The 13,734-nt window shown below is 64.6% G+C and carries 8 protein-coding genes; 5 read left to right on the top strand and 3 right to left on the bottom strand.

Annotated features, from left to right (window positions below; all coding sequences use genetic code 11):
- Window positions 1–20: 20 nt before the first annotated feature.
- Window positions 21–728 carry a hypothetical protein gene (locus ACR9Y2_RS22535; protein WP_435043914.1) on the top strand — a complete coding sequence of 236 codons (708 nt, stop codon included), beginning with the start codon at window positions 21–23 and terminating at the stop codon, window positions 726–728.
- Window positions 729–1,158: 430 nt separating this feature from the next.
- On the top strand, window positions 1,159–1,788 hold the full coding sequence (locus ACR9Y2_RS22540; RefSeq protein WP_435043915.1) for a 3-keto-disaccharide hydrolase: 630 nt from the start codon (window positions 1,159–1,161) through the stop codon (window positions 1,786–1,788).
- On the opposite strand, the gene ACR9Y2_RS22545 is transcribed toward ACR9Y2_RS22540, so the two are convergent.
- The 3 genes from ACR9Y2_RS22545 to ACR9Y2_RS22555 are packed head-to-tail and all read right to left on the bottom strand — an operon-like array spanning window position 1,785 to window position 4,216.
- Window positions 1,785–3,158 (bottom strand): class II fumarate hydratase, encoded by a 1,374-nt coding sequence (locus tag ACR9Y2_RS22545; RefSeq protein ID WP_435043916.1) that lies wholly within the window; start codon window positions 3,156–3,158, stop codon window positions 1,785–1,787. The genes ACR9Y2_RS22540 and ACR9Y2_RS22545 overlap by 4 nt on opposite strands.
- 23 nt (window positions 3,159–3,181) lie before the next feature.
- A complete protein-coding gene (locus ACR9Y2_RS22550) occupies window positions 3,182–3,685 on the bottom strand; it encodes an ACT domain-containing protein (protein ID WP_435043917.1) in 504 nt (167 codons plus the stop codon).
- A gap of 24 nt (window positions 3,686–3,709) precedes the next feature.
- Window positions 3,710–4,216, bottom strand: coding sequence for a DinB family protein (locus ACR9Y2_RS22555; protein WP_435043918.1), 507 nt, complete (start codon window positions 4,214–4,216; stop codon window positions 3,710–3,712).
- Between the two features lie 238 nt (window positions 4,217–4,454).
- On the opposite strand from ACR9Y2_RS22555, the gene ACR9Y2_RS22560 reads away from it, so the two are divergent.
- From ACR9Y2_RS22560 to ACR9Y2_RS22570, 3 genes are all read left to right on the top strand, one after another.
- A complete protein-coding gene (locus ACR9Y2_RS22560; RefSeq protein ID WP_435043919.1) occupies window positions 4,455–8,471 on the top strand; it encodes a DEAD/DEAH box helicase in 4,017 nt (1,338 codons plus the stop codon).
- A gap of 107 nt (window positions 8,472–8,578) precedes the next feature.
- Entirely contained in the window at window positions 8,579–11,533 is a 2,955-nt protein-coding gene (locus ACR9Y2_RS22565; protein ID WP_435043920.1) for a chemotaxis protein CheB, read from the top strand.
- A 43-nt stretch (window positions 11,534–11,576) separates the two neighbouring features.
- On the top strand, window positions 11,577–13,718 hold the full coding sequence (locus tag ACR9Y2_RS22570; RefSeq protein WP_435043921.1) for an ATP-binding protein: 2,142 nt from the start codon (window positions 11,577–11,579) through the stop codon (window positions 13,716–13,718).
- The last annotated feature ends 16 nt before the right edge of the window (window positions 13,719–13,734 follow it).

The raw sequence follows: 13,734 nt of genomic DNA on the forward strand, positions 1-13,734 counted from the left end.
TTTACAAGGAGATTTACATCATGGCGACCGCAGCTCAGATCAACGCCAACCAGGCGAATGCGAAACATTCCACCGGACCCGTGTCCCCCATCGGCAAGGCCCGCGCCTCCCAGAACGCCCGCAGCCACGGCTTCACCGCCCGCAACCTCGACATTACACCCGAGGACCGCGCCGAATTCAATGCCCTCCAGGCCACCTTGCGCCTCGACACCCGCCCCTTCGGCTGCCTCGAAGAGGAGATCTTCCACCGCATCCTCTCCCACACCTGGAACCTCCGCCGCATCGAGTTCTTCGAATCGCTCATCCTTGCCGAAACGGACCCATTGGCCGAGACAGACCCCCACGCCGCCAAACTCGACCGCTACGCCCGTTACCGTCGCGACCTCGAACGCGGCCTGTACCGCGCCATCAAAGAGCTCAGCAAACTGCAAACCGAACGCGCCGCCCTCGGGCAGCAGCACCCCGACGTCGTCAAAGGCATTCGCGAGAACGTCCCCCTGGCCGAAGTCTCGCGCCTGACCAAGAACACCGAGGAACTCTTCTTCTATGAAGGCTATGGCCGCCCCCGCCGAGCCCTCGAACACCTCACCACCGGCATCGATTCCAACCACCCCGACAACCAGGACCCCATCGCCGATCTGCAGCCCATCCGCGTTCCACGGAACGAAGCCAACCTGGTCGGCCCAGACGGGCTGCCCAACCTGAACTACGACGTAGCTGGCCTCTAAACGCCACGTCCAGGCAGCGTCGCCGCGACTTGACGAATCGAAGCCAACCGGACTCGCCCCTCCGGACCGGATCTTTGACAACCTCACCTCAATCCCCATTCCGGGGCGTCCCTTGCAGGTCGCCCGGGCGGGCCCAACCCCAGTCCCGGAACGCAAGTGACGGGCTACCCGCGTGTCTTCCACGGAGTCCCGCATGCCCCTCCAGGCCGCCGAATCAGATGAAGCCGCAAACGGAGCCGTGAACGTCAGTGAGCGGATAGCCACCGAAAGGCTCCACTCAGTTCAGCGGCGCGACCCATCGCGTAAGCGTCCCCACCGCGCAGCGAACCGCGCACCGGCAGCAAGCGCGCACCCGGCACAGACGCGTCCTCCACCGAGCATCCTCCACGCCGCCCCCTTATCTCGTGATATCGTACCAACGGTTCCTCAAATGAAGACATTCATAGCTGTTTCTATTCTGTTTGCCTGCGCCATCGCCCCCGTCCAGGCGGCCGACCCCGTCGATCTCCTGCCCGCCGAAAACCTGCAAGGCTGGAGCCGTCTCCCCATCCCGGCCGTCTCCGGAGTCAACCCCAAGATCCAGTGGCGCGTCGACACCGCCGCCAAAACCCTCATCTGCACCGGCGACGGCGGCCACGAATGGCTCCGCTATGATAAGGAGCTCTCTGACTTCGTCCTCGAGGCCGATTGGCGCTTCACCCCCAAGGACGGCGAGACGAAGTACAACAGCGGCATCGGCATTCGCCTCTCCAAACAGGGCGAAATCTGGTACCAGGCCCAGACGGGCCTCGCCGGAGCCTACCTCTTCGGGCAGAACTTCATCGACGGCGGCCTCAAGAGCTTCAATCTCAAAGCACAGATGAAGGAAAACCGCGTGAAGCCCGCCGGCGAATGGAACCACTTCGTAATCCGCGCCCAGGGCGACACCATCACTCTCTCCGTGAATGGCGAAGTCGTGAACGAGTTGACCGGCGTCGGCATGCGCCGCGGCTACATCGGCCTCGAAGCCGAGGGCTATGAAATCACGTTCCGCAACCTGAAGCTGCAAACGCTCCCTTAGCCCCCTTCGGCCAGCCGCCGCAGATCCAGCAGTTCATTCAACCGCTCCGCGGAAAGCCCGGTCCGCCGCTGCGCCACTGCGCGCACGCTGCTCCCGGTTTGCTCCGCCTCCTGTGCGATCGCTGCCGCTGCCGCATGACCGATCTCGGGACTCGGCGCAGTCGCCAGCGCGTACGACTGCTCCGTCATGCGCGCAATCGCCTCCTGCTGCACGCTGATCCCGCCGATGCAGCGCTCCTGCAGATTCCGCGAAGCGGCCGCCAGCAGCCGGATCATCTCCAGCAGGTCGAACGCCATCAGCGGCAGCATCGCATTCAGTTCTAACTGCCCGCCCGCACAGCACCACGCAACCGCGGTCTCCAGGCCCATCACCTGCGCGCAAACCATCAGCGTGCTTTCCAGGATCACCGGATTCACCTTCCCGGGCATGATGCTCGACCCTGGCTGAACCGCCGGCAGGCGGATCTCCCCGATGCCGCAGCGCGGCCCGCTGGCCAGCATCCGCAAATCGTTCGCGATCTTCGTCAAAGCCACCGCGTACGTCTTCAACGCCCCGGCCAGCATGGCGACACCTTCGCGCCCAGCCTGCGCCTCAAAGTGATTCACAGCCTCCCGGAATGGATGGCCCGTCCAATTGGAGATCAGTCCGGCGGCCACACCGCCGAACTCGCGTGGCGCGTTCAAGCCGGTCCCGACCGCCGTCCCGCCCAATGGCAGCTCCAATAAGGCCAGGCCCGCCCAGCGAATCCGTTCCCGCGCCGTCTCCACCTGCCGCGCATATCCGCCAAACTCATCGCCCAGGTACAGCGGCACCGCATCCTGCAGGTGCGTGCGCCCAATCTTGACAATCCCGGCGAACTCCTGGGCCTTTCGCCGCAACCCCTCTTCCAGTTCCAACAGGCCAGGCGCCAGTTGATCCGCCAGCATCTCCACCGCGGCAACGTGCAACGCGCTCGGCATCACATCGTTGCTCGACTGGCTGCGGTTCACATGGTCGTTGGGATGGATCTCACGCCCGCTTTGCGCCGAGGCCAGGTGCGCGATCACCTCATTCGCATTCATGTTCGTGGAAGTGCCGCTGCCCGTTTGAAAGACATCGACCACGAACTGGTCATCGTGCCGCCCCGCAATCACCTCCTTTGCGGCAGATCCAATCGCAGAGGCAATTTCGGGTTCCAGCGTCCCCAGCCGCGCATTGGCTACCGCTGACGCTTTCTTGAGGAGACCCAGGCCGCGAATGAACTCACGGCCCAGTCTCATTCCACTAATCGGGAAGTTCTCCACGGCACGCTGCGTCTGGGCTCCATATAGAGCCGCCGCGGGCACACGCACCTCGCCCATCTCATCGTGCTCCATCCGTTCATCCGGCATGAGTTGACCGCCTGTTCTGTCCGTCAGTTCCACGGCGGCGGGTCGCTCGCCGGGAACGACTCTTCAGAAGCCAAATCCACGATGTCCAGGGGCTCGGAATCCACCGTCGCCGGCAGGGCTGAAAGGGCCAGCGCAGCCTTTTCCACATCGGGAGCCCTCACCCACAGCAGCGCGCCGTACGAGCCATCGCCCGAACTCACCGCCTGCAGCGAGGTCACCTTGATCTTCTCCTGCGCCAGCGCATCCAGCACCGCCGCGATCGCGCCCGGCCGGTCCTTGCCGCGGATCACAAAGGCCTGCTTCCCGTCACTCAGGGCCAATCCGTGATCAGCCGCCGCGCGCCGCAACGCACCCGAGTCCTCAGCTATGAAATCCAGCTGGGACTGCCGGGCGCCTCGCGGGAAGCCGCAGAAGCCCATCATATTGACTCCAGCCTGGCTCAGCACATCCAGCACATGAGCCGCCTCCCCCGGCTTGTTCGCAATCGAGATGTGGAAGTACTCCACTTGCCGAACCGTGTCGGACATAAGCCCCCCTCTTCGTCCAGAGCCCTAGAACCGGTGGTCATCCGCCGACGGACCGTAGATGGCCGGCACCGTCGCATCATTCAGGCGCAGGTACACGGTCAACTGTCCGCGATGGTGTGCCAGGTGGTTGAAGTTGTCCATGATGAACAGGTAGCGTGGGTTCTCCATCGCCACCTTGCCGCCTTCCAGCAGCCGCCACTTGCCCTGCAGGTCCGCTTCGCTCATCTGCGACACCGCCTGCCGAGCCTCTTCCACCGCCTTATCGTGAGCCTGCACCAATTCCTTCGTCGATTCGAAAGTCCGGCTGCCGCCGTTGCCGCCATTCGCGGGTTTAATGTCGAGCTCCTTCTGTTTCACAATCATGGAAATCCACGACGGCATCGTGGCCACCATGTGAGCCAGTTGGCCCAGCGGCATCGATTTCGGATGCGGCTTCCAGTCGTTCTTGCCCTGCGGTACCTTCTCCAGGGCCCTGCGGGTCACTTCCGCCTCTCGATCGATCTGTTCCAGAATCACTGATGTTACGTTCATTCTTTTGCCTCTCTTTAGTGCATCGTTGCGCGTCAAAACAGGCAGGCATCGAAATGCTTAGGATGTCCGCAATAGCCGTACCCCAGTAGATGGCCACATGCCGGAAAAGCGTCCATGAATCGGCCGCCCCGCCTCACATCTGCCCAACTTCGCGAAACGAACCGCAAACAATGGGCGAAGAAAAAGGAAAGTAAGCCCTGCATCGCCCGCCGTCCCTTGCGATAATGGGACCAGCGAGGTGCTCATTCGTCCCTCACCCCTCTCTGGCTTCGATCCCCTGGTGCAGGAGTGGTTTGCCGCGCGTTTCCAGCAGCCCACCGCGCCCCAGGTCAACGCCTGGCCCCAGATCTCCGCCGGCCGCGATGTCCTCGTCGCCGCGCCCACCGGTTCCGGCAAAACACTCGCCGCCTTCCTGCTGGCCATAGATCGCCTCATTCGCGCCGCCCGCCTGGGCGAACTCCCCAACGAGACTCAGGTCGTCTATGTCTCGCCCCTCAAAGCCCTCTCCAACGACGTCCACAAGAACCTCGAGCTCCCGCTAGCCCAGATCGCCGCCCTCGCTAAAGAGAAGGGCATCACCCTGGCGCCCATCCGCACGGCCATCCGCACCGGAGACACCCCCGCCGCCGATCGCCAGCGCATGACGAAGCACGCTCCGCACATCCTCGTCACCACGCCCGAATCGCTCTACATCCTCCTCACAGCCGACCGTTCCAGAAAGTTCCTCTCCACCGTCACCACCGTCATCGTCGACGAGATCCACGCCATCGTCGGCGATAAACGCGGCTCGCATCTCGCCCTCACTCTCGCCCGCCTCAACGCCCTCTGCCCCCGGCCGCCGCAGCGAGTCGGCCTGTCCGCCACGGTGAAGCCCATCGAGGAGGTCGCCCGCTTCCTCTCACCACATGTCTCCATCGTGGACGTCGGCCATCGCCGCGAAATGGACCTCTCCATCGAGGTCCCCGACGATGAACTCGGCGCCGTCGCCACCAGTGAAATGTGGGCCGAGATCTACGACCGCCTCGCCGCCCACATCCGCGCCCACCGCACCACCATCGTCTTCGTCAATACCCGCCGCCTCTCCGAACGCATTGCGCATGCCCTCTCGGAACGCCTGGGCGAGAATGTCGTCCTGCCCCATCACGGCAGCCTCTCGCGGACCCTTCGCCTGGACGCCGAGGCCCGCCTCAAAGCAGGTGAACTGCGCGCCGTCGTCGCCACCGCCTCTCTCGAACTCGGCATCGACATCGGCACGGTCGACCTCGCCATCCTCATCGGTTCCACCCGCTCCATAGCCGTGGCCCTGCAGCGCATCGGCCGCTCCGGCCACTGGGTGGGCGCCAAGCCGGCCGGCATCTTCATCCCGTCCACCCGCGATGACCTCATCGAGTGCGCCGCCATCATCCATGCCATCCGTTCCGGCGACCTCGAACACGTGGCCATCCCCCACAGTCCGCTCGACATCCTCGCCCAGCAAATCATCGCTGAAACGGCGGCCCAGCCCTGGCGCATCGACGACCTGTTCCAACTCGTCCGCTCCGCTTACCCCTATCGCGACCTCGATCGCGCCAGCTTCGACGCCGTCATCGAGATGGCCTCCGAAGGCATCGCCACCTCCCGTGGCCGCAGCGGCGCCATGCTTCATCGCGACCAGGTCAACGGCTGGATCCGGGGCCGCCGCGGAGCCCGCCTCGCTGCCATCACCTCCGGCGGAGCGATCCCCGAAAATTCCCTCTACACCGTGGTCGCTGAACCGGACGGCACCAATGTCGGCACCCTCGACGAGGACTTTGCCGTCGAAAGCATCACTGGCGATGTCTTCCTGCTGGGCACCCACTCCTGGCGCATCCGCCACGTCATGAAGGGCCGCGTCCATGTCGAGGACGCCCACGGAGAGCCCCCCTCCATCCCCTTCTGGCTCGGCGAAGCGCCCGGCCGTTCCGCCGAACTCTCCGCCTCGGTGGCGCGCCTCCGCCAGCGTCTCCTCCAGCCCGATGGCGCGGAGTGGCTCGTCGCCGAGTGCGGCATGAACACCGCCGGCGCCGTCCAGGCCATCGCTTATGTCCGCGAAGGGGTCGCCCGCCTCGGGGCGCTGCCTACCCTCGACACCGTCGTCGCCGAGCGTTCTTTCGACGAGTCCGGCGGCATGCAGCTCATCCTCCATGCCCCCTTCGGCTCCCGTGTCAATCGCGCCTGGGGCCTCGCGCTGCGCAAACGGTTCTGCCGCACCTTCAACTTCGAACTCCAGGCCGCCGCCACCGATAACGGCATCGTCATCTCACTCAGCGACCGCCACGCCTTCCCCCTCGAACTCATCTTCCAGTTCCTCAAAGCCTCCACCGTGCGCGACGTCCTCACCCAGGCCCTGCTCGACGCCCCCATGTTCGGCTCCCGCTGGCGCTGGAACGCCTCTCGAGCCCTCGCCATCCTCCGCTTCAACGGTGGGAAACGCGTCCCTCCGCCCATCCAGCGCATGCGCGCCGAAGACCTGCTGGCCGCCGTCTTCCCCGATCAGGTCGCCTGCGCCGAGAACCTCACCGGACCCATCCAGATCCCCGACCATCCACTCGTCAACGAAACCATCGACAACTGCCTCCACGAAGCAATGGACCTCGACCGGCTTATTGACGTGCTCGCGGCCATCGAGCAGGGCGTCATCCGCACCGTCGTCCTCGACCTGCCTGCCCCCTCGGTCTTCTCCCACGAGATGCTGAACGCCAACCCCTACGCCTTCCTCGACGACGCACCGCTGGAGGAACGCCGCGCCCGCGCTGTCCAGCTCCGCCAGACCTTGCGCACAGACATCACCGACGGCACCGGCATCCTCGACCCCGCCGCCATCGCCCAGGTCGCCGCCGAGAGTTGGCCGGAAGTACGCGATGCCGACGAACTCCACGACGCGCTGCTCACCCTCATCACGCTGCCGCCGGAGCCGAAGTGGACCCACTTCTACCAGCAACTCGAACAAACCGGCCGCGCCTCCACCTTGCACCGCAATGGCCGGCCCTTCTGGGTCCCAACGGAAAAGAAGGCCGCCGCCGGCGATGTCCTCGCCATCCTGCGAGGTTGGATGGAATCCACCGGCCCGTCGACCCTGCAGGCTCTCTCAGACACCTTGGCTTTCCCGCTCAGCGAGATCGAGGCCTCCATGGCCCGCCTTGAATTCGAGGGCCAGGTGCTCAGCGGCCACTTCTCCCAACCCGCGGCCACGGAACTCGAATGGTGCAATCGCCGCGTACTCGCCCGCATCCACCGCACCACCCTGGGCCGCCTGCGCCGTGAAATCGCACCCGTCACCGCGCAGCAGTTCCACGCCTTCCTCGCGAAATGGCAGCACGTCTCACCGGGCACCCAGCTCCATGGCGCGGACGGCCTCTTCGAAGTCATCCGCCAGTTGCAGGGCTACGAAGCAGCAGCCTCCGTCTGGGAAACCCATCTCCTCCCGCGCCGCATCGCCAACTATCAGCCCGACCTGCTCGACGACCTCTGCCTCTCCGGCGATGTCACCTGGGCCCGCGTCTCCCCTCATCCCGCCTTGGAAGAGGAAGGCCGCCGCATCCGGCCCACCAAACTAGCCCCCATCGCCATGATGCTGCGCGACGACGCGGACTGGCTGCTCAGCCGCCATGACGCTGACCCTGGTTCCGAGTCGCTTTCCCACCCCGCTAGGGATGTGCTCGAACTGCTCCGGACCGAGAAGGCTCTGTTCTTTAGCGACCTGGTCCGCACCACCCGCCACCTCGCCAGCGAAGTCGAAGACGCCCTCTGGGAACTGGTGGCCGCGGGCCTGGTCACCGCCGACGGCTTCGAGAACCTGCGCTCCATCATTGACCCTAAACGCCGCCGTGGGGAAGGCCGCGGCCGCCATGCCCGCCCCCGGCACGCCGCCGGCCGCTGGGCGCTCGTCCAACGCACCTGCGGCGACCCTTCTGAAAGGCTGCAGAAGTGGGCCGAACAGCTTCTGCTGCGCTGGGGCGTGCTGATGCGCGATCTGCTGGCCCGCGAAGCCGGAGCTCCCCCCTGGCGTGAACTCCTGCCCGTCCTCAGGAAGCTCGAAGCACAAGGCCAGATCCGTGGCGGCCGCTTCATCGACGGCTTCACCGGCGAACAGTTCGCCCGCCCCGAAGCTTTGGACCTGATGCGAGCCGTTCGTCGCGAGGCCGACGCCGCAGGCCCGGCCGATCTCCCCGCACCCGACCCCGTCAATCTCGCCGGGATCATCCTGCCCGGCCCGCGCATCGGCCGCCTGGCTTGACCCGGATGTAAGCTATCGCACGTTTGACCCCGCGCTCTTTCCGATCTCCATGAATTACTTGGTTTAGAGTAGGATCTGTGCCGCAACGCGATGAAGTAGATGGTTCAGTGGATTCGGGATTTCCGGTAGTCGGCATCGGCGCCTCGGCCGGCGGCCTCGCTGCTTTTGAGGCGTTCTTCTCCGGCATGCCGGCAACCGCTGATCCCGGCATGGCGTTCGTGCTGGTCCAGCACCTCGCGCCGGATCACGAAAGTGTCCTCACCGCGCTGATTCGCCGCTACACCCGCATGCAGGTGTTTGAGGTCGTGGACGGCATGGTGGTCCAGCCGAACTGCGCCTACATCATCCCCCCCAACCGGGACATGGCCTTGCTGAATGGCACGCTCCAATTGATCGAGCCGGCCGCGCCCCGCGGCCAGCGCCTGCCCATCGACTTCTTCTTCCGCTCCCTGGCCCAGGATCAACGCGAACGCGCCATCTGCATCGTGCTCTCCGGCACCGGCACCGACGGCACCCTCGGCGCACGCGCCGTGAAGGGCGAGGGCGGTATGGTCATGGCCCAACTCCCGGTTTCCACGGAATACGACGGGATGCCCAGAAGCGTAATCGGCACCGGCCTTGTCGACTTTGAACTCCCTCCAGCCGATATGCCCGCACAGCTCATTTCCTACGTGAAACGAGTCTTTGGCCGGCTCCCCAGGCCTCTCGCCGCCCCGCCGCCCTCCTCCGAAAACGCGCTGAAGAAGCTCTTCGTTCTCCTGAGAGCTCAAACTGGCCACGATTTCTCGCTCTACAAGCCCAAGACCACCCTGCGGCGCATCGATCGGCGCATGGCGGTGCAGCAGATTGAGTCCATCGACGACTACATCCGGTTCGCCCACAAGAATCCAGCGGAAGTAGATGCCCTGTTCCGGGATCTGCTGATCGGCGTAACCTGCTTCTTCCGCGATCCTGAAGCTTTCCTGGCGCTGGAGAGCGAGGTCATCCCCAAGCTGTTCGCCGACAAACCAGCCGATTCCACCATCCGCGTCTGGACGCCCGGCTGCTCCACGGGTGAGGAAGCTTACTCCATCGCCATCCTCCTGCAGGAGCAGCTCGAGTCTCTGCGCCGCAGCTTCCGCGTTCAACTCTTTGCTACCGATCTCGACAGCGCCGCCATCACCACCGCTCGCGCCGCGGTCTACCCCTCCAGTATCGAAGCCGACATTCGACCGGATCGGCTGGAACGCTATTTCGCGGCCGAGACGGGCGGCGGTTATCGCATTCGCAAGAACATCCGGGACATGTTGGTGTTCTCAGAGCAGGATGTCATCCGCGACCCACCTTTCTCCAGACTCGATCTCATCAGTTGCCGCAACCTGCTCATCTACATGGGCAGCGAGCTGCAAAGGAAACTCATACCGCTGTTCCACTACGCCATGAACCCTCGCGGCTTCCTGTTCCTGGGAACTTCGGAAACCGTTGGCGAGTTTGGCGACCTCTTTGCCGTATTGGATCGGAAGGCGAAACTGTACCAGCGGAAGCCCGACCACCATGTGGCGCAACGCCTGGCATTGGGCGGCTTTGTGCCTTCTGCGGTGCCCACCGACCTGGTTGGCCAGCGCGCGGCGATCCGGGCCGCCAGCACATCGAGACTATCGCTGCGCGAAATCACCGAAAAGGCACTGTTGCAGGAGCTCGCCCCAGTGGCCGCGCTCGTCAACGCCCACGGCGACATCCTCTATCTCCACGGCACCATGAATGCCTACCTGGAGCTCCCGCCCGGGGAAGTCGGCATCGCCAATATTCTGAAGATGGCCCGCGAAGGCCTGCGCCGCGAACTGGCAGCCTGCCTGCACAGGAGCGTGGCCACCAACGACGTGGCCCGCACCAGGGGCCTGCACGTGCACCTCAACGGCGCTGACACCGTCGTCAATCTGTCCGTGCGCCAGGTGGAGACGCGCCGGACCGATCCGAACGAGCCTCCTCTGTACCTGATTCTTATGGATGAGTCGCCCGGGACAGCCGAACCTGCCGGCGCGCCGGCACGCGCGCCCGCCGTCCCCGAGGGCATCTCCGATGTGAGCGTCGCCGCGCTGCGCAAAGAGCTGCGGGCCAAAGAAGAATACCTGCAAACCGCCAATGAAGAGCTGGAGACCTCCAATGAGGAACTCAAGTGCTCGAATGAGGAAATGCAGTCGGTCAACGAGGAATTGCAGTCCACCAACGAAGAGTTGGAGACGTCCAAGGAGGAGCTCCAATCCGTCAATGAAGAACTCTCCACCGTCAACGTCGAACTGCAAACGAAACTGGCCGATCTCACGCGCGCCAACAACGACATGAACAATCTCCTCAGCGGTACAGGGATCGGCACCGTGTTTGTTGACCATCAGCTGCGTATCCTGCGTTTCACGCCCGCGGCCACCCGCATCATCAATCTCATCCTCAGCGACGTGGGGCGGCCGGTCAGCCACATCGTCTCCAACCTGGTCGGCTACGACCGCCTGCCGCTCGACGTGCAGGAGGTGCTGGATAGCCTCGTGCCCCGCGAGGTGGAAGTCCAGACCAGAATCGGCGAATGGTATTCCATGCGCATCCAGCCTTACCGCACCATCGACAACGTGATCGAAGGAGCGGTGGTCACTTTTGTCGATATCTCCGCCACCATCGAGGCTCGCCATGCCCAGCAGGCGGCTGAGGTTCATTTCCGGTCGCTCTTCGATTCGACGCCAAAATGTGCCCTCCTGCAGGACCGCGGCGGCCGCATTATCGACGCCAATGCGGCTGCGCTGCGCCTCTTCGGACTCACGCTGCAGCAGTTCCGCGATCCCCTGACCAGCCCCCTGCACTGGCGGGCCCTCGATGAGGCGGGCCGTCCTCTCGCCCAGGAGCAACTTCCCTGGACGCAGCGGCTCCGCTTTGAAGGGGAATCCCGTGCCGTCACAATAGGTCTGCATTCTCCGCGAACGAATTCTGAAATTTGGATTTGTATTCAGGGCGTGCCGCAGTCTAAACTTGGCGCCACGGGCCCGCATGCAGAGTTGTTAATGTTTGACGAAGTCCCGGGCCGTCAGTCGCACTGACCGGGCTCTTGCCCGGGGTGAGGCATCAGTCTGGAGGTCTGCGATGCAGAATGAGGAGCATCCCGCTTGGCTCGACATCTTGCGCCGGCGGGCTGAGCTGGTTGTCCGCCATACGCCCATCGAGGCCATCATCCCCAAGCCTCCCGAGCCTCACCGGCTGCTGCATGAGCTCCAGGTGCATCAGCTGGAACTGGAGATGCAGAACGAGGAGTTGCGCCGGGCCCAGGACGCCCTGGACATCGCCCGGGCGCGCTACTTCGATCTCTACGACCTCGCTCCGGTGGGTTACTGCACTCTCAACGAGCAAGGCTTGATCGTCGAGGCCAATCTCACCGCCTCCGGCCTGCTCGGCGTTGCCCGGGGCACACTGACCCAGCAGCGCCTGTCCGCCTTCATCCTCCCGGAAGACGCCGATATCTACTATCGCCACCGCAAACAGCTGCTGAACAGCCCCGAACCGCAGAGCTGTATGGTGCGGATGAGATGCGCCCAGGGTAGGGAGTTCTGGGCTGTGCTCAGCTCCACCCTCGTCAGTGGCGGCGAGCCGCCTTCGCAGCGTGTGACCATCAGCGATATCAGCGAATTGAAGCGTGCCGAGGGTTCCCTGCGCCAGAGTGAGAGCCGGCTGCGGGATGCTGAGTCCCTGGCTCACGCTGGAGCCATCACCTGGGACTTCGACTCGGATCGCACCACCTGGTCGGATGAGGTCTACTCCATCACCGGCAGAAGCCTGGGCGAACCGGTGCTCCGCCTGGACGAGTGTTCCTCCCTGTTCACTCCGGAGAGCGCGACGCGATTCTCTGAAGCAATCCGCCAGGCCCTGACGGCGAATTCCACTTTCGATCTCGAATTGGAGGTCGTACGGCCGGATGGCGTGCATCGCCAGGCGCGGGCCCGGGGGGCGGCCCTGCGCGACGCCCGGGGCAGGCTGGTTCGACTGGCCTGCAGCCTGCAGGACATCACCGAACAAAAGCAGGCCGAGGCCGAACGGGCGGCGCTGCAGTCCCAATTGGCGCAGGCGCAGAAGCTGGAGTCCATTGGACGCCTGGCCAGCGGCGTTGCTCACGATTTCAACAATCTCCTCGCGGTGATCAATGGCTACGCGGGCTTCCTCTCCCTGGAGCTGCCGGCCGGCGACCCCCTGAAGCTGTCCGCCATCGAGATCTGCAAGGCCGGGGCACGGGCCAGCAATCTCGTCGCTCAACTTCTGGCCTTCAGCCTGACCCAGGCCAACAAATCCGATGCGGTCAGCCTCAACCAGATCGTGGTGGAGTCCGTGCAGATGCTGCGGCAGGTGGTCGGCAGTGACATCGAAGTCATCACCCGTCTTTCCCAAGGTGCCGGCCCCGTCCTGGCCGATGCGGATCAGCTTCATCAGGTGATCCTGAACCTGGCGGTGAACGCACGCGATGCCATGCCGCACGGCGGCCGCCTGGAAATCGCCACCCGCGAGGTGGAACTCGATGCCGCCGCAACCCTCAGGCACCCCGACGCGGCGCCCGGAAGATTCGTCGTCCTCACCTTCACCGACAGCGGAACAGGTATGACCGCGGAAGTGCGGGAACGTATTTTCGAGCCATTTTTCACCACGAAGGAGCCCGGCAGAGGCACGGGCCTCGGTTTGGCGACGGTGTACGGCATCCTGCGCCAGAACGGCGGCTGGATCGAAGTCGAGACCGCAGTGGGCCGCGGTTCCACCTTCCGGATCTTCCTGCGCCAGCCCGAAGCCGCGGGCGAGACCGTGCAGGCGGAAGCCGTAATCAAGGCCTTGGCCGGCCGAGGCGAAACCGTTCTCGTCGTCGACGACCAGCAGGCGGTGCGGCAGCTGGCCCGGACCGTTCTCGTCGCCGCCGGGTACCAGGTGCTGGAAGCCCGCGACGGCGCCGCCGCACTGGAAATCGCCCATCAGCATGCCGGTCGCATCGACGTCCTGCTCACCGACGTCGTCATGCCGGGAACCAATGGCTACCTTCTGTCAGGCAAATTGAGGCAGCTGCATGCCCACCTGCGGGTCATCCTGACCTCCGGCTACTCCCGGGACATGCTGGCCGGGGCAGAGAGTTTGTCCGGCGACGAATTGTTCCTCAGAAAGCCGTTTGGACCGGAGGAACTGACGGCCCTCGTTCGCCAGGCCCTGGAGCGCTCAGGGACGCAGGGCGGCCCGGCTTCGGCTGCCGGGGCATAGTATACCCGCGGCGGCC

The organism is Paludibaculum fermentans, assembly GCF_051172195.1.
In the GTDB taxonomy this organism is placed as follows: domain Bacteria; phylum Acidobacteriota; class Terriglobia; order Bryobacterales; family Bryobacteraceae; genus Paludibaculum; species Paludibaculum fermentans_A.